A 16,184-nucleotide genomic window follows, 5' to 3' on the forward strand; every position below is an offset into this window, starting at 1 on the left:
TGGGTTAGCCCTTTCCGTGGCTAGGTGCGACGATAAAACCGAACGACGTCACACGAAAGCGACGCTTCTTTTTGAGAGGTACATCATCAATGCCACCTTCAGACCACGGATGACAGTGGCTCAGTCTGCGGGCAGCAAGGGCGCAGCCCCACGCTAGTCCGTGTTCCTGTACAGCCCCCAGCGCGTAGGCCGAACAAGACGGGTAGAACCGGCACACATCTCCGTAGAACGGAGAAATCACGGCGCGATACGCCCGAAGAACTACGACACCCACGTTGCGGGGTACCAGGATAATCGTCGCGATTACTTGGTTCATCGGCCCACACTCCGCTTTCGCGCTGGGTGCGGGCGGGAGAGGGAACGGTGAACTTCATCGCGCAGCGTCTGCCAGTCGACATCGCGCGCTGCCGGCAAAGCGCGGATTACAACGTCCGTGCCCGCCGGAACCAGCCAGAGCAGTTCGAACGTCACCGCCTTGAGGCGGCGTCGAACGAGATTGCGCTTCACAGCGTTACCCACATTCTTCGCGACGATAAAGCCGAAACGAACCGGAACACCGGCGGCACCAGAATGAATCTCAGCACTCACTCGTACATAAAGAACGGTGTGCGCATCGACGATCCGCACACCGCGCCGAACGATGCCTTGATAGTCACTGCCGCTCGTGATGCGATTTACGTGAGCGAGCACGAGAACCTGGCGACCACGAGAAACTAGGCGGAGAGTTCGGTGCGACCCTTGCGACGGCGTGCACCGAGGATGGCGCGGCCCGCACGGGTGCGCATGCGCAGACGGAAGCCGTGCACCTTGGCGCGACGGCGGTTGTTCGGCTGGAAGGTTCTCTTGCTCATAATTCAATCTCCACGTATTTGAATCACCGCTGGCCAAATTCCCTTCGGCCAAAACAGCAGCGCGCACAGAAGTCAGAAGCCCGCGGGATGGGGTCAACTGATTAAAACTACGGCCTCGGCCACGTCTGGTCAAACTCAGACCCCGAATCGAGGGATTCGCGACAATAATGACTCCAACGCAAAGACTGAACAAAAAGCGTGTCGCCCGCGATGAATTCGCCTCGCTGAGCGGGATTGACTACCGTAAAGACAAGTTATCCACAGGTTGGTAGCATCAACCTGAGAATTCGGCTGATTTTGTACACAGGCGGTGGATAACTTTAACGATGAGTACGGACCAAGAATTCACATGGCCCCCGAAGCTCGCGCCACACGGACCGGTGAGACTGGGCGTGTCATTGTCTACCACCAGCACCACCCACACCTACCGGTCGCCGAACAGTAAAAAACTCGAAATGCACAGATTGTAGGAACAATGGCAGACGTAGAAGCGCCGATAGCCGAAACCTGGCGGTCTGTTCTGACCACGTTGGAATCCGACGCCACCATCACACCCATGCTGTACGGGTTTCTCAGCCTGGTCGAGCCGAAGGGCATCGCGGCCGGTACCTTTTATCTCGAGGTCCCCAACGAGTTCACGGCAAGCATGCTCAACCAGCGGATGAGAGTTCCACTGCTGACCGCGATGGGCCAGCTCGATGAAGCAACTGCTGTCTCAACCTTTTACGTCGTCGTCAACCCTGAGCTCGAGCAAGAGTCGTTGCGCCCAGTACAGCAAACGTTGACCCCGCCCGATGTCATCACGCCCGCCCCACCCCAATCGGTGTTCGAGGGGGCAGTTGCGCCGCAACCGCACGAGACCCGGCTCAACCCCAAGTACAGTTTCGATAATTTTGTGATCGGGCAATCCAACAGATTCGCCCATGCGGCTGCCGTCGCTGTGGCCGAAGCGCCGGCTAAGGCCTACAACCCGCTGTTTATCTACGGATCATCGGGGCTGGGCAAGACTCATCTCCTGCACGCAATCGGCCACTATGCCATGAGCCTGTACCCAGGAATCCGAGTTCGATACGTCAGTTCGGAAGAATTCACCAACGACTTCATCAACTCCATCGCGAACAACCGCGGCTCGGCATTTCAGGCACGGTATCGAAACATCGACATCCTCATGATCGATGACATCCAGTTTCTGCAGAACAAAGCGGAAACTCAGGAAGCGTTCTTTCACACGTTCAATACCCTGCACGACCACAACAAGCAGGTTGTGATCACAAGCGATCTGCCGCCCAAACATCTCACCGGCTTCGAAGACCGCATGCGCAGCCGTTTTGAGTGGGGCCTGATCACGGATGTGCAAGCTCCAGACCTGGAGACCCGCATCGCCATTCTGCGCAAAAAAGCTCAAAGCGAAAAGTTACAGGTGCCGCACGACATTCTCGAGTTCATGGCATCGAAGGTTTCATCTAATATTCGCGAACTTGAAGGGACCTTGATTCGCGTCACCGCGTTTGCGAGCCTGAACCGTACACCGGTGGATATGGATCTGGTGCAGACGGTGCTGAAAGACCTCATCACCCTGGATGAGGACAACGTCATCGCTCCCGTGGACATCATTACGAACACGGCCAACTACTTCAAGCTGTCTGTCGACGATCTTTACGGCTCCAGCCGGTCACAAGCGATCGCCACTGCTCGCCAAATCGCCATGTACCTGTGCCGTGAGCTCACTAATCTGTCCCTGCCGAAGATCGGCCAGCTCTTCGGTAATCGGGACCACACGACGGTGATGTATGCCAATAAGAAGATCAGTGAACTGATGAAGGAACGACGGTCGATTTACAACCAGGTGACCGAACTGACCAACCGGATCAAGCAGGATCACCGCTATAAGTAGGGCACAAGCAGCACTGAGCCGAAAAGAAATTTCGCGGCCCCTCCGGAGGTTTTAAGCAGGTGCAACCTGCTCAGACCCGGAGGGGCCGAATTTTTTTTTAGTTTTCACACCTGTGGATAACCCTGTGGAATTAACTCACACAACCGGTCGTCGCCTGTAGAAACTCGGGGCCAGCCTGTAGAAACTTGTCATTTTCCCGAGGTGCGCTTGCTCAAACGAATGACAAACTTCCACAACTCGCCCACAACTTACAAGCGTGTGATTCCCAATGTCCGAGCCGTTTTCACAAAGTTATCCACAGTTTCCACAACGGTTAAGAAGATTAACAAGAATTCTTTAACTTTGATCCAGCCGACAACCTTGACTGCACCGGCCCAAGCAACACGACGGTAACGAACCAGCCCATGAACACAGCTAGCATTGAGGCCCACCCACCCGCCCGTCGAACGCAAGGAATGTTTCGTGAGATTTCAGGCCAATCGGGATGTCTTCAGCGAAGCAGTTTCCTTCGCGGTCAAACTTCTGCCCCAACGCACGACACTGCCAATCCTCAGCGGCGTGCTCATCGAAGCCACCGATACCGGCTTGATCCTCTCATCGTTCGACTACGAAGTCTCTGCACAGACGAAGATCTTGGCCGAGGTCGAAGAGACCGGCAAAGTTCTTGTCTCGGGACGTCTACTTGCCGAAATTGCCAGTCGCCTCCCCAACGCTCCCGTTCGTTTCTCCACGGAGAATTCGCGAATCAAGGTCAGCTGCGGCTCGGCAAGCTTCACGTTGCTGTCCATGCCGGTTGAGGAATATCCCAGCATTCCTGTTGTAACAACCCAATCCGGGCTGGTACCGGCTGAGGAATTCGCTGCGGCTGTAGCCCAGGTGGCTGTTGCGGCGTCGCGAGATGATGTCACTCCTGTTATCACCGGCGTGCAGCTCGAAGTGACCGAGAACAGCCTGAGCCTGGTTGCCACCGACCGGTACCGCGTTGCGGTTCGAGAAATTGACTGGGATCCGGGCAGTAATACCTCCGAAACTGCCCTCGGCACCATAACGGCCCTCGTGCCCGCTCGGACTCTGCAGGAAGTCGGCAAGACCTTCGGCCACAGTGGAACCATTTCGGTCTCCATCACCAACAGTGACGACCGTGAACTGATCGCGTTTACCGCGAACCAGAAAACCGTCACCTCCTTGCTCATTAAGGGCAATTTTCCCCCGGTTCGCCGCTTGTTCCCCGCCACCGTCGACAATTACGCGGTGATGAACACGGCCGACCTTATCGAGGCCACTCGGCGCGTGCAACTCGTATTGGAACGCGAAGCCGCACTGCGCTTTACCTTCGCCACTGACGGTGTCACCCTAGAAGCTGTTGGCTCCGAGCAGGCGCAGGCCTCAGAAACCATCGATGCCATCCTCTCCGGCACTGAGACCGTGGTCTCGCTCAAGCCGCAATTTCTCCTGGACGGACTCAGCGCTGTTCACTCTGAATTCGTGCGTATCTCGTTCACGAAAACAGAAAATCCGAATAAGCCCGGGCCGGTGTTGATCACCAGCCAGACCTCGCGCGAGCAAGCCGGAGCGGATAGCTACAAGTACCTGCTTCAGCCGAACCTGCTGCTGCGCTAACGCCGGTGCGGGTTACCCACCTCTCACTAACCGACTTTCGAAACTATGCGAATGCCGAGGTTGGTTTTTTCCCGGGTCCGAACCTCATCGTCGGGCGCAATGGACAGGGTAAAACCAATCTGGTCGAAGCCCTCGGCTTTCTCAGTACGCTTGGATCGCACCGAGTCTCCACGGACAAGGCCATGATTCGAGCTGGCCGGGACGCCGGCATAATTCGGGCCAAACTCGAATACAACGGCCGGGATATTCTGGCCGAGGTTCAGCTAAACCGCATGGGGCAAAACCGGGCACAGGTCAATCGGTCAGTCATTAAGACCCGTGATCTGCCCCGCTACTTCTCCAGTGTGGTCTTTGCACCGGAAGACCTTGCCCTCGTGCGGGGCGACCCATCGGGTCGCCGCAAGTTTCTCGACCAACTGTTGGTGCTTCGCAATCCTCGACTGGCTGCAGTGCTCAGCGATTATGATCGGGTGCTCAAGCAGCGCAATACCCTACTCAAGTCGGCCCGGGCCTCTGGAGTGCGCGGCAACCAGCTCTCAACCCTCGAAATCTGGGATGAAAGGCTCGTCGAGTTCGGTTCTGAAATCATCGACGAACGTGCCAAACTCGTGCGGCAGCTCGGTGAACCGTTACGCTCGGCGTATCGAGCCGTCGTCAATGAAGACCATGGTCCGGCACTGATCGCGAGCTTAAGCATCCTCGGTGCCGACGAAGACGCCGATCTCGGCGCTGTCACCGCCAGGGCCGCTCACTCGGCGGCGTCGGTGGAGTCGTCTACCAGTGAGATCTTTCGCGCGGCGCTGGTGGGACTGCGAAAGCGCGAGCTGGAACGGGGTATCACCCTGGCTGGACCGCACCGCGATGACCTGGTCTTCATGCTCAACGCCCTGCCGGCCAAGGGGTATGCCAGCCATGGGGAATCGTGGTCGTTCGCGCTGTCGTTGAAACTTGCATCCGCTTCGCTGTTGCGGCAAGAGTCCGCTAGTGGTGACCCGGTGCTGATTCTCGATGACGTTTTTGCCGAGCTGGATCTAGACCGTCGGGCCCGGTTGGCCGCGGCGATCGAGTCGTTCGAACAGGTTTTAATTACGGCCGCCGTACTCGAAGACGTTCCCGCAGCGCTCGTGGCGCACACCATTCACATTCATGCCGGAGTCGTCACCAATGGTTGACGAAAATGTTCCACGTGAAACCACCGAAGCCTACGATTCGATGGAAGCCAGTACCAGTGAAGCTGCCAACGTCTACCTGCGCTTCAAAAGTCTTTTCGGCGATCCAAACGCCAGGCGTTCTCGCGGTCGTAAGCGAATTGCGCCGGTTGCTGGCTCGAGTGTTCCGTTTGGGATAGGACGCGACCCGCGCGGTCTCGGAGACACGATCAATTCGCTAACCCTTCAGTTGGGGTGGAACTCACCGTTGGCCCAGTCCGAACTTCTCGCGACGTGGGCAGAGCTGGCAGGTGAGGAAACTGCCAATCATTCGACCCCGGTGGGCATCGATGAGGGTGTGCTCACGGTCCGCTGCGAATCTACGGCCTGGGCGACCCAGTTGCGGCTTATGCGCAATGTGGTCATGGAACACATAGCGAATCGGTATCCGGATGCGGGTATTCAATCAATTCGATTCCAGGGGCCCAATGCGCCGTCCTGGAAAAAGGGCCCCAGATCAATTCCAGGGCGTGGTCCACGCGATACCTATGGGTAACCCGGCATTTAAGGTCAACCCCTTGAACAAAACGCGTCAAACGGCGATTGTGGCCGGTGGGTCTCCCCCCGTTTGGTAGACTGAATGGTCGCCCGTGCGATGGTCAGGAGCCTAATTTCAGATGACAGTTGAACCGACGCCCGAACGCACGTCCCCAGATATATCCCCAGTCACGTCCCAGCAACAGGGGGAGCGGGAGCCGGAGCACGAATACGGTGCCGATGATATCCAGGTGCTTGAAGGTCTGGAAGCCGTTCGCAAGCGACCCGGAATGTACATCGGTTCCACGGGACCACGCGGCCTACACCACCTCGTGTATGAGATCGTCGACAATTCCGTTGACGAAGCCCTCGCGGGTCACTGCGACACCATCGACATTCGAATCCTGGCCGACGGTGCGATCCGCGTCGAAGACAACGGCCGCGGAATTCCGGTCGACATTCACAAGGCAGAGGGACGCTCGACCGTTGAGGTCGTACTCACCGTGCTACACGCCGGCGGCAAGTTCGGCGGCGGCGGCTATTCCGTCTCCGGTGGTCTGCACGGCGTGGGAAGTTCCGTCGTCAATGCCTTGTCGAGTCGCCTCGAGGTCGAGGTGCGCCGCCAGGGATTTATCTGGCGTCAGAGCTTCGCGAACGGGGTTCCAAACGCTCCCCTGGAACAGGGCGAAGCCAACGACGAAACCGGCACGACCATCACGTTCTGGCCGAGTGCTGAAACCTTCGAGACGATCGAGTTCGACTATGAAACCCTGCGCGCGCGTTTTCAGCAGATGGGTTTTCTCAATAAGGGCCTGCGCCTCACCCTCACTGACGAGCGTGTAGACCATCAGACCGACGATGGCACAGCCATTAGCAACACCTTTAAGTACGACCAGGGACTCGTCGACTACGTCGAATACCTCAACCGTGCCAAGAAGGCCGACCTGGTCAACGATGAGATCATCTCGTTTGAGTGGGAAGACCACGAACGCAAGATGGCCCTCGAAGTGGCCATGCAGTGGACCACTGCCTACACCGAGAGCGTGCACACCTACGCGAATACGATCAACACTCACGAGGGTGGGACGCACGAAGAAGGTTTCCGCGCCGCACTGACCACGCTGGTGAATAAGTATGCCCGTGAGAAAGGCATCCTGAAAGAGAAGGATGACAACCTCACCGGCGACGATGTGCGTGAAGGTTTGACAGCGGTTGTATCGATCAAGCTCGCCGAACCACAGTTTGAAGGCCAGACCAAGACCAAGCTCGGCAACACCGAGGCGAAATCGTTCGTGCAGAAAGTTGCCAACGACCAGCTCACCGACTGGTTCAATCGCAATCCAAACCCGGCCCGCGAAATCATCCGCAAGTCCCTGCAGGCATCAAACGCCCGTATGGCAGCACGTAAGGCCCGCGAAACCGCGCGCCGCAAGGGATTGCTCGAGGGTGGCGGCATGCCGGGCAAGCTCAAGGACTGCCAGAGCAAGGACCCGTCGCTCTCCGAAATTTTCATCGTGGAGGGTGACTCGGCCGGCGGTTCTGCCGTGCAGGGGCGTAACCCCGAATTCCAGGCCATCCTGCCCCTGCGCGGCAAGATCCTCAATGTGGAGAAGGCTCGTCTTGACCGTGCCCTCGGTAACGCTGAGGTTCAGGCGATGATCACGGCCTTCGGCGCCGGCATGGGGGAAGAATTCAACCCCGATAAAGTGCGCTACCACAAGATCGTCTTAATGGCCGACGCCGACGTTGACGGACAGCACATCACGACACTGCTGCTGACCCTGCTGTTCCGCTACATGCGCCCGCTGATCGACCTGGGTTACGTGTATCTGGCTCAACCGCCGTTGTACCGTCTCAAATGGAGCAACTCTGCGCACCAGTACGTGTACTCGGACGTGGAGCGTGACGCGCTCCTGGCCGACGGAGCAGCGTCCGGAAAGCGGATCCCGAAAGATAACGGCATCCAGCGTTACAAGGGCCTTGGTGAGATGGACTACAAGGAGCTGTGGGAAACCACCATGTCTCCCGAGTCCCGCACTCTGCTGCAGGTCACCCTGGATGACGCGGCATCCGCCGACGAGATCTTCTCCACCCTGATGGGTGAAGACGTCGAATCACGACGCAACTTCATCCAGAAAAACGCGAAGGACGTGCGGTTCCTTGACATCTGACGACACCACGGGCAATTCCGACTCGATTAGCCCCGAAGAGACCGCTGCAACCGCGGCCGCTGCGGCAGCCCACCTCGTGCAGCACGGCAAGATCGATCAGGTCGACCTTCAGCTGGAAATGCAGCGTTCCTACCTCGATTATGCGATGAGCGTCATCGTCGGCCGCGCTCTGCCCGACGTGCGTGACGGTATGAAACCAGTGCACCGACGCGTGATATACGCCATGTTCGACGGCGGCTACCGCCCGGACAAGGCCTTCTCCAAGTGCGCCCGCGTCGTCGGCGACGTTATGGGACAGTTCCATCCCCACGGTGACTCGTCGATTTACGACGCGCTGGTGCGTCTTGTTCAGCCGTGGAGCCTGCGGTATCCGCTCGCCCTCGGCCAGGGAAACTTTGGTTCCCCCGGCAATGACGGCGCGGCTGCCCCGCGATATACCGAGACCAAGATGGCCCCGCTGGCCATGGAAATGGTTCGTGATATCGACGAAGATACCGTCGATTTTCAGGACAACTACGACGGTCGTACCCTCGAGCCGACCGTGCTGCCGGCTCGCTTTCCAAACCTGCTGGTCAACGGCTCGGTCGGTATCGCCGTCGGTATGGCCACCAACATTCCGCCGCACAACCTGCGTGAGGTCGCCGCCGGTGCCCAGTGGTATCTCGAGAATCCCGACGCTTCCCGCGATGAGCTGCTCGAAGCGCTGATTTCCCGCATCAAGGGACCTGACTTTCCCACCGGCGCCCAGATTCTGGGTGTCAAGGGTATTCAGGACGCCTATCGCACCGGGCGCGGCTCGATCACCATGCGGGCGGTCGTGAGTATCGAAGAATTGCAGGGCCGCACCTGCCTCGTCATCACCGAACTGCCGTACCAGGTGAACCCCGACAACCTCGCCATCAAGATCGCGGACCTGGTCAAGGACGCCAAGGTCACCGGCATTGCGGACATCCGCGATGAGACCAGTGGTCGCACCGGCCAGCGCCTGGTTATTGTGCTCAAGCGCGATGCCGTCGCCAAGGTCGTGCTGAACAACCTCTACAAGCACACGCAGCTACAGGAGAACTTTGGTGCGAATATGCTCGCCATCGTCGACGGCGTGCCGCGTACGCTCGCCCTCGATGGGTTCATCTCGGCCTGGGTCGCTCACCAGGTTGAGGTCATCGTTCGGCGCACCCAGTTTCGTCTGAACAAGGCGGAAGCGGATGCCCACATTCTGCGCGGCTACCTCAAGGCGCTGGACGCCCTCGATGAGGTCATCGCACTCATCCGTCGCTCGAACACGGTCGACGACGCCCGCGAAGGCCTGATGGCCCTGCTCGACGTCGACAAGCTGCAGGCCGATGCGATCCTCACCATGCAGCTGCGTCGCCTCGCCGCCCTCGAGCGGCAGAAGATCATCGACCAGGCTGCCGAACTCGAACTGCAGATCGCGGAATTCAAGTCGATTTTGGCCAGCCCCGCGCGTCAGCGAACGATCATCAGTGAAGAACTCGCGGAGATCACCGCAAAGTTCGGCGACGACCGCCGCACCGAGATCATGTTCGGTTTCGACGGCGACATGTCGGTCGAAGACCTCATCCCCGAAGAGGAAATGGTGGTCACCGTCACGCGCGGCGGCTACATCAAGCGCACCCGCAGCGACAACTATCGCAACCAACACCGCGGCGGCAAGGGAGTCAAGGGTGCCCAGCTGCGCGCAGACGACGTGGTCGAACACTTCTTCGTCACCACGACACACCATTGGCTGTTGTTCTTTACCAACACCGGTCGGGTGTACCGGGCCAAGGCATACGAAGCCCAGGAATCGGGCCGCGACGCTAAAGGCCAGCACGTCGCCAATCTGCTCGCGCTGCAGCCGGGGGAGGAAATCGCTCAGATCCTCGATATTCGCGACTACGGGGTGGCCCAGTATCTAACCCTCGCTACCCGCGACGGATTGATCAAGAAGACCCCGCTCAGTGAGTACGACACCAACCGCACCGGCGGCATCATCGCCATCAAGCTGCGTGAGGGCGACGAGCTCGTTTCGGCACTGCTGGTTGAAGATGATTCCGACCTGCTGTTGGTGTCTCGTAAGGGCATGTCTATTCGCTTTACCGCGACCGATGAAGCGTTGCGCCCGATGGGGCGGAGCACGTCCGGTGTGATCGGAATGCATTTCCGCGGCGAGGACAACCTGCTGGACGCATCCGTTATCAACAACGACGGCTACGTCTTTGTGGTGACAGAGGGTGGTTACGCCAAGCGCACCGCCGCTGACCAATACCGTCTGCAAAATCGCGGCGGCCTGGGGATTAAAGTGGCAAAGCTCAACGACGACCGTGGTGACCTGGTCGGTTCGTTGATTGTGAACCCCGAGGATGAGGTCCTTGTGGTTCTTGCCAGTGGCAAGGTGGTACGGTCTGACGTCGCTGAGGTTCCGGCCAAGGGTCGGGACACGATGGGCGTTGTCTTTGCAAAGTTCGCGGATGAAGACCGAATCATTTCCATCGCGAAAAACATCGAACGTAATCTGGTCGCCACCGATGAAGAAGGCGTGACGGATGCCGACGCACCGGCTGGTGCCATCGACACCACTGCTGTGGGCGCGGCTGTTCCAAACGCGGATCCAGGGAAAGTAGAGACACCGAATGAGTAGCGTTGCCGAAAAACTCGCCAAGAAGTCGACTCGCAAAACCGCGAGTAAGCAGGTTCGTCTCAAATTGGTCTACGTCGACTTCTGGTCGAGCGTAAAACTGTCATTCCTGGTGGCGGTCTGCCTCGCTATCGTCACGATAGTGGCGACGTTCCTCACCTACACAGTGCTTGTGCAGACTACGGTTCTGACCACGGTCGACGAGCTATACGCGACCGTAGCGGGTGAATCGGCCGACCTGGCCGCCATCCTCTCGATCGGCAATGTCATGGGCTTTGCGGTCGTTGTGGCCGTGCTGAACATGGTTGTGATAACCGCCCTAGGCGCTATCTACGCCGTGCTGTACAACCTGAGCGTCAAAATTACCGGCGGCCTGCTCGTCGGCTTCACCAATAACTAATCGGCCCTTTGTGCGATTGAGGGCTGTTTTTACCCCAAAGAAGCAGCCCTCGCAAGCCAAATTCACGTTTTTTCTCCGTGCGGACGGTGACTCGATTTCAGGTTCCGGCGAGATTCCGGTAGTCTTCAATCTGCCCAAGAGGGGGATATAGCTCAGTTGGTTAGAGCGCTTCACTGATAATGAAGAGGTCCCAGGTTCAAATCCCGGTATCCCCACTTTGCGAAGTTTGTACCGATGAAGCACAGCTTCATCGGCGCCGGCGTCGCAGAAACGCTGGTGCGTTTCTCATAGTTCCAGCGCGCGGGGCCATAGCTCAATTGGTAGAGCGCCTGCTTTGCAAGCAGGAGGTCCGGGGTTCGATTCCCCGTGGCTCCACAATTCAGGATCAAGGCCCGTCTTCGGACGGGCCTTTCGTGTATCCGTGTGGAGTCGGTGTGCGGCGGTACCGTACGCAAACGGTGCGCATCCATTATTAAGGCCGTAGTAGGTCCGTGGTGGCCAGCGCAGCGCTTAACGCAGCAGAGCCCGCATCCGACGATGGATGCGGGCTCTGCTCGAGCTGGTGGGCGCTTGCCCTAGTCTTCCTGCGCAGTGGCCGGCTCGACCTCATCGTCGGTGACCCAGAGCTCGTCGTCGGCGCGAAAAGTCTGCCAGACGGCGTACGCGACGCCCACGGCGGCGACGACGGCAAGGCCGAGGGCGAAGTACGTTCCAGCACCGGGGCCCTTCGGTTCGGCCACAACGGGCTTTTGAAAGCGGATGCGGCCGATCGCTGCCCGAACGCGGGCGTCGCGCGCGACGTCCCCGACGGACATGACCGTTCCGATAGCCGTTCCGATACCGGGTAGGACATCGTTGACCACTCGGCGTCGCACACCGTCGGCCGCGTCGTGGGTGGCGTTAACGCTCGGGCGAACGTAGTGGTCATAACCCTCGCGAACGCGCGGACCTACTTCTTCGCGCGCGAGTACGCTGGCCTGATGACCGGCTTGGCGAGCGAGAACATTGGCTCGCTCCAGAACCTCTTGTTGGTGGCTCCATAGTTCGTCTGCGCTTTTGCGCAGCCGAGTGAGTTCCTTGCGGCGCTTGCGTGACAGGCTCATCTGGACCCTCCATCGATGTCGTGTGGCGAATGTGTATCTATCTTGCCACTGAGTGCCCATCTTGCCACTCAATCTCCGTGTTGCCAGCGAATGCACTGGGAGCGCGTGGCGGTAGTCAGATTCGGCGGAGATTGCTGTGCAAGAATCGGTGTATGTCTAAGCACACCGCTGTCGCCACCCTAAACACCACCCTCGGACCGATCAAGGTCAACCTTTTCGGCAATCACGCGCCGAAGACGGTCAAGAATTTCGTCGGCCTTGCGACCGGCGATATCGAGTGGAAGCACCCCGCAACGGGCGTTGCCTCCTCTACGCCGCTCTACGACGGCACGATTTTTCACCGCATTATCAAAGACTTCATGATTCAGGCTGGCGACCCGCTCGGCCAGGGCACCGGTGGCCCGGGCTACCAGTTCGACGACGAAATCAGCCCCGACCTCGACTTCACCCAGCCCTATGTGCTCGCCATGGCAAACGCTGGAATCCAGGGTGGCCACGGCACGAATGGCTCGCAGTTCTTCATCACCGTCGTTCCGACCACCTGGCTTCAGGGTAAGCACACCATCTTTGGTGCCGTCGAAGACGAAGACAGTCGCGCAATCGTTGCCAAGCTCGCGACTGTCGCCACGGATGGCCGCGACCGTCCCCTCGAAGACGTTTCCATTCAGAGTGTCTCTGTCGAGTCCGTCTAGCCAGTACCCATCAACAGAGAATGACTGATCTGCCGGTCTCGGCGGCGAATTTTTGTTACCGCCATCCGGGGCGGCAGAGCTTCATTCTGTGTCAGCGTTGCGGCCGCACCATTTGCGCCGAGTGCCAAACCCAGGCCGCTGTCGGGGTTATCTGCCCCGAGTGCATGAAAATGCAGCGCAAGAACGCTCCCCGTACCAAGCCGGCCGTACTCACCAGATTGACCGGGAGTGGCCAGCCGACGGTGACCTATGCGCTCATCGCACTCACCGTATTCGTGTTCGTCCTGCAATGGATCCCGGGCCTCGGGATCACCCAGCGATTCGCATACGTACCAGCTTTCACCATTATCGAGCCGTGGCGCATGCTGACCAGTGTCTTTCTGCATTCGCAGGGTGGACTACCGTTTCACGTGCTGCTGAACATGTATGCGCTCTGGATATTCGGTCCGATGCTGGAAGGAATGCTTGGCCGCGCACGCTTTCTGGCACTGTATCTGATCAGCGGGTTCGCGGGTTCGGTCGGCGTTCTGGTTCTGGCGCCGTTCACCTCCGTCGTTGGGGCGTCAGGAGCATTGTTCGGACTCATGGGCGCGTTCCTGATTATTCAACGAGGTCTGGGTGGAAACTCGAAGCAACTGCTGGTGCTCCTCGGTATCAACGTTGTCGTGAGCTTTATACCCGGGATTGCATGGCAAGCCCACCTCGGCGGCATCGTCGGGGGCGCACTGATTGGGTTCGTGCTCATGCGCACCCGACGACCCAACCAAAAGGGTTTGCAGATCGTTCTGATCGCGGCGGTTGCTGTTCTCTTTGTGGCTATTGCCGTAGTCAGAATCTTGAGCCTGCTCGCACCGGTGGGATAGTCAGCGGCAAGGTCCTTCGCCATTCGCATCTCGAGTTATCCACAGGTTTATCCACATGGGGATAATTACACCGGTGTCATTACCCTCACTACAGCGCCCCGGTAACCGGGAGATGAGCGTTCGATGAACGGTCTAAGACCGTTCATCGGTCGGAGTGAAGAGTTAGCGCCACCGGGTCGTCATGAGAAAGCCGATGAAGGCGATTCCGAAGCCGACGAGAATGTTCATGGCACCGAGCCCCGCGATGGGAAGCTGGCTGCCACTGACATAAAACACGATGATCCAGGCCAGACCGAGCAGCATGAAGCCGAACATGACCGGCTTGAACCAGACGGCATTGGGCGCGTCATCGTTTGAGCGGGCGACTTCGGTGCGGGCGGGCCGGGTGCGGGGATTCTTACGTGCCATTCTGCGATCCTAGCGTCTTCGCCTGTTTCAGTTGATCTGGCGCGGGGTCCTGCTGCCAATCAGGTCGGTAGACTCGCAGTATGTGCCCTCAAGCTGATGATCCCATCATGATCGTCAGCAAGCGCCCGCGACGGGCGAAATCGGGCAGGATCAGCGCGGTCGGCGTGCTGGGTGAACTTCTCATGACCTCGGCCGCTCTCGTGTTGCTCTTTCTAGGCTGGCAGCTCTGGTGGAATGACATGCTTATGGCCAACTCGCAATCCTCAGCTGCACGTCAGATCAGCCAGGATTGGATCGATTCAAACTTGTCAACGCCGGAACCCGTTCCGAGCGTCGACCCGGCTGAACCGAGCGCCGAAGCGATCGCAGTCGGCTACGGAGCGCCGATTGTGGCTGCCGTTCCGGCGAATGCCACAGCTTTCGCGGTGCTCTACGTTCCTCGTTTCGGCGTCGACTATCGCCGCACCATTGCCGAGGGCACCGGACATGACGTCTTGAACAGCAACCGTTTGGGCATTGGACACTATGAGGGCACGGAAATGCCGGGGGCGGTCGGCAACTTCGCCGTAGCCGCCCACCGCAGCGCGTTTGGCGGCGGTATGCATCTGATCAACGAACTTCAGCTCGGGGATGCCATTTACGTTCAGACTGCCGACGGCTACTACACCTACCGGTATCGCGATACCGAGTACGTGGCGCCCTCACAGGTACAGGTGCTGGCATCCGTTCCAAACAATCCCGATGCAACCGCAGTGGACCGCATCATCACCCTGACCAGTTGCAACCCGCTCTATTCCACCGCGGAACGCATCATCGCTTACGGCGTGCTCGAATCATGGCAGCCGCTCGCGGCTGGCGCTCCCGTCGAACTCGCACCGATCATCGCAGCACAGGGCTAGGAGGCTCCATGTACGCAGCACTGTGGCGTGTTCTTCCCGGACCAATCTGGGTGCGCGTTATTCTTGTACTGATCCTGCTGCTCGCCGTGCTCGCCGTGCTCGCCACCTGGGTGTACCCGTGGATCGACAGCATCATTAACAATCAGGAAGCGACGGTGGGTGGCTCATGACCCGTATTCTCGTGATCGATAACTACGACAGTTTTGTCTATACGCTCAACGGCTACCTGATGGAGCTCGGCGCGGATACCGAGGTCGTGCGCAACGATTCCTTCGAAAACGCGGATGCCGTCTCCCGCATCGCCGACTTCGACGGCGTTTTGATCTCGCCGGGTCCCGGTAAGCCTTCAGATGCCGGTGTGTCTATTGCCGTGGTCGAGGCGGCCTTGGCCACCGACCTTCCTTTGTTCGGCGTATGCCTGGGCCATCAGGCCATCGCGGAGGCCTTTGGGGCTACGGTGACCAATGCCGAAGAACTCATGCACGGAAAAACGTCACTCATTACGCACGATGGCAGCGACTTCTACGGCGGAGTACCGCAGCCATTCACAGCCACTCGGTACCACTCGCTCGCCGTCGTCGCGTCGACCGTTCCAAGTGACCTTGTCGTGACGTCGCGCACGCAGGGCGGCGTCATTATGGGGCTGCGGCACGCATCCGCTCCCATTTTGGGCGTGCAATTTCACCCGGAGTCGGTGCTCACCGAGGGCGGGTACCTCATGCTCGGGAACTGGCTGGCCTTGGCTGGCCTGGATGGTGCACAGGAGACCGCCAAGACCCTGCATCCGTTGTTACGCCTTACCTGAATCCACTCCGTGTGCTTTGGCCAAAGCCCGGACAGTAAAGAGGGCGAGGCCTGCGTGGTGCCGGCGACGGGCCAATCTGCTGGACCCACCTTATGACCGCCGGTCCGGTTTATAAACTGGGCCGGCGGACGGGGCCCGGGCCCCGTCCGCCGGAC

The 16,184-nt window shown here is 59.0% G+C and carries 17 protein-coding genes and 2 tRNA genes; 14 read left to right on the forward strand and 5 right to left on the reverse strand.

Annotated elements, in window-relative coordinates:
- Positions 1–4: 4 nt before the first annotated feature.
- The 3 genes from yidD to rpmH are packed head-to-tail and all read right to left on the reverse strand — an operon-like array spanning position 5 to position 851.
- Positions 5–316, reverse strand: coding sequence for a membrane protein insertion efficiency factor YidD (yidD, locus tag CXY70_RS07660; protein ID WP_104191784.1), 312 nt, complete (start codon positions 314–316; stop codon positions 5–7).
- The gene (rnpA, locus tag CXY70_RS07665; protein ID WP_104191785.1) at positions 313–690 is read right to left on the reverse strand and encodes a ribonuclease P protein component; all 378 of its coding nucleotides are present in this window, start codon (positions 688–690) and stop codon (positions 313–315) included. The genes yidD and rnpA overlap by 4 nt, the downstream gene beginning before the upstream one ends.
- Positions 691–713: 23 nt before the next feature.
- Positions 714–851 carry a 50S ribosomal protein L34 gene (gene rpmH, locus CXY70_RS07670; protein ID WP_010204566.1) on the reverse strand — a complete coding sequence of 46 codons (138 nt, stop codon included), beginning with the start codon at positions 849–851 and terminating at the stop codon, positions 714–716.
- 475 nt (positions 852–1,326) lie between these two features.
- Between rpmH and dnaA the strand changes: the two genes are divergently transcribed.
- From dnaA to CXY70_RS07715, 9 genes are all read left to right on the forward strand, one after another.
- Entirely contained in the window at positions 1,327–2,745 is a 1,419-nt protein-coding gene (dnaA, locus tag CXY70_RS07675; protein ID WP_104191786.1) for a chromosomal replication initiator protein DnaA, read from the forward strand.
- A gap of 462 nt (positions 2,746–3,207) precedes the next feature.
- Positions 3,208–4,365 carry a DNA polymerase III subunit beta gene (gene dnaN / locus CXY70_RS07680; protein ID WP_104191787.1) on the forward strand — a complete coding sequence of 386 codons (1,158 nt, stop codon included), beginning with the start codon at positions 3,208–3,210 and terminating at the stop codon, positions 4,363–4,365.
- Between the two features lie 5 nt (positions 4,366–4,370).
- Entirely contained in the window at positions 4,371–5,537 is a 1,167-nt protein-coding gene (gene recF / locus CXY70_RS07685) for a DNA replication/repair protein RecF (protein ID WP_104191788.1), read from the forward strand.
- On the forward strand, positions 5,530–6,069 hold the full coding sequence (locus tag CXY70_RS07690; RefSeq protein WP_369852200.1) for a DUF721 domain-containing protein: 540 nt from the start codon (positions 5,530–5,532) through the stop codon (positions 6,067–6,069). Before recF ends, CXY70_RS07690 begins: the two co-directional genes overlap by 8 nt.
- Before the next feature lie 121 nt (positions 6,070–6,190).
- Positions 6,191–8,221 carry a DNA topoisomerase (ATP-hydrolyzing) subunit B gene (gyrB, locus tag CXY70_RS07695; RefSeq protein ID WP_104191789.1) on the forward strand — a complete coding sequence of 677 codons (2,031 nt, stop codon included), beginning with the start codon at positions 6,191–6,193 and terminating at the stop codon, positions 8,219–8,221.
- 25 nt (positions 8,222–8,246) lie between these two features.
- Positions 8,247–10,862, forward strand: coding sequence for a DNA gyrase subunit A (gyrA, locus tag CXY70_RS07700; protein ID WP_369852219.1), 2,616 nt, complete (start codon positions 8,247–8,249; stop codon positions 10,860–10,862).
- Entirely contained in the window at positions 10,855–11,259 is a 405-nt protein-coding gene (locus CXY70_RS07705) for a DUF3566 domain-containing protein (protein WP_104191791.1), read from the forward strand. Before gyrA ends, CXY70_RS07705 begins: the two co-directional genes overlap by 8 nt.
- 141 nt (positions 11,260–11,400) lie before the next feature.
- Positions 11,401–11,474 (forward strand) — tRNA-Ile (locus CXY70_RS07710).
- A gap of 87 nt (positions 11,475–11,561) precedes the next feature.
- Positions 11,562–11,634: transfer RNA gene (locus tag CXY70_RS07715), tRNA-Ala, on the forward strand.
- A gap of 200 nt (positions 11,635–11,834) precedes the next feature.
- On the opposite strand, the gene CXY70_RS07720 is transcribed toward CXY70_RS07715, so the two are convergent.
- Positions 11,835–12,362 (reverse strand): hypothetical protein, encoded by a 528-nt coding sequence (locus CXY70_RS07720; RefSeq protein ID WP_104191792.1) that lies wholly within the window; start codon positions 12,360–12,362, stop codon positions 11,835–11,837.
- A gap of 152 nt (positions 12,363–12,514) precedes the next feature.
- Between CXY70_RS07720 and CXY70_RS07725 the strand changes: the two genes are divergently transcribed.
- Together CXY70_RS07725 and CXY70_RS07730 are read left to right on the forward strand one after the other, a co-directional pair.
- Positions 12,515–13,054 carry a peptidylprolyl isomerase gene (locus CXY70_RS07725; RefSeq protein WP_104191793.1) on the forward strand — a complete coding sequence of 180 codons (540 nt, stop codon included), beginning with the start codon at positions 12,515–12,517 and terminating at the stop codon, positions 13,052–13,054.
- A gap of 20 nt (positions 13,055–13,074) precedes the next feature.
- On the forward strand, positions 13,075–13,917 hold the full coding sequence (locus CXY70_RS07730; RefSeq protein WP_104191794.1) for a rhomboid family intramembrane serine protease: 843 nt from the start codon (positions 13,075–13,077) through the stop codon (positions 13,915–13,917).
- Between the two features lie 162 nt (positions 13,918–14,079).
- Here CXY70_RS07730 and CXY70_RS07735 read toward each other — a convergent pair whose 3' ends face one another.
- Positions 14,080–14,325, reverse strand: a complete 246-nt coding sequence (locus CXY70_RS07735; RefSeq protein ID WP_104191795.1) for a cell division protein CrgA — start codon at positions 14,323–14,325, stop codon at positions 14,080–14,082.
- Positions 14,326–14,432: 107 nt separating this feature from the next.
- Between CXY70_RS07735 and CXY70_RS07740 the strand changes: the two genes are divergently transcribed.
- From CXY70_RS07740 to CXY70_RS07745, 3 genes are read left to right on the forward strand one after another with little or no spacing between them, the layout of a single operon-like run.
- Complete coding sequence (locus CXY70_RS07740) at positions 14,433–15,224, forward strand: class E sortase (RefSeq protein WP_104191796.1); 792 nt, start codon at positions 14,433–14,435, stop codon at positions 15,222–15,224.
- A gap of 8 nt (positions 15,225–15,232) precedes the next feature.
- Complete coding sequence (locus CXY70_RS18005; protein WP_166806383.1) at positions 15,233–15,394, forward strand: hypothetical protein; 162 nt, start codon at positions 15,233–15,235, stop codon at positions 15,392–15,394.
- Positions 15,391–16,029: an aminodeoxychorismate/anthranilate synthase component II gene (locus CXY70_RS07745; RefSeq protein ID WP_104191797.1), complete on the forward strand. Its 639-nt coding sequence runs from the start codon at positions 15,391–15,393 to the stop codon at positions 16,027–16,029. Before CXY70_RS18005 ends, CXY70_RS07745 begins: the two co-directional genes overlap by 4 nt.
- Positions 16,030–16,184 lie beyond the last annotated feature (155 nt).

This window comes from Cryobacterium sp. Y82, assembly GCF_002929495.1.
In the GTDB taxonomy this organism is placed as follows: domain Bacteria; phylum Actinomycetota; class Actinomycetes; order Actinomycetales; family Microbacteriaceae; genus Cryobacterium; species Cryobacterium serini.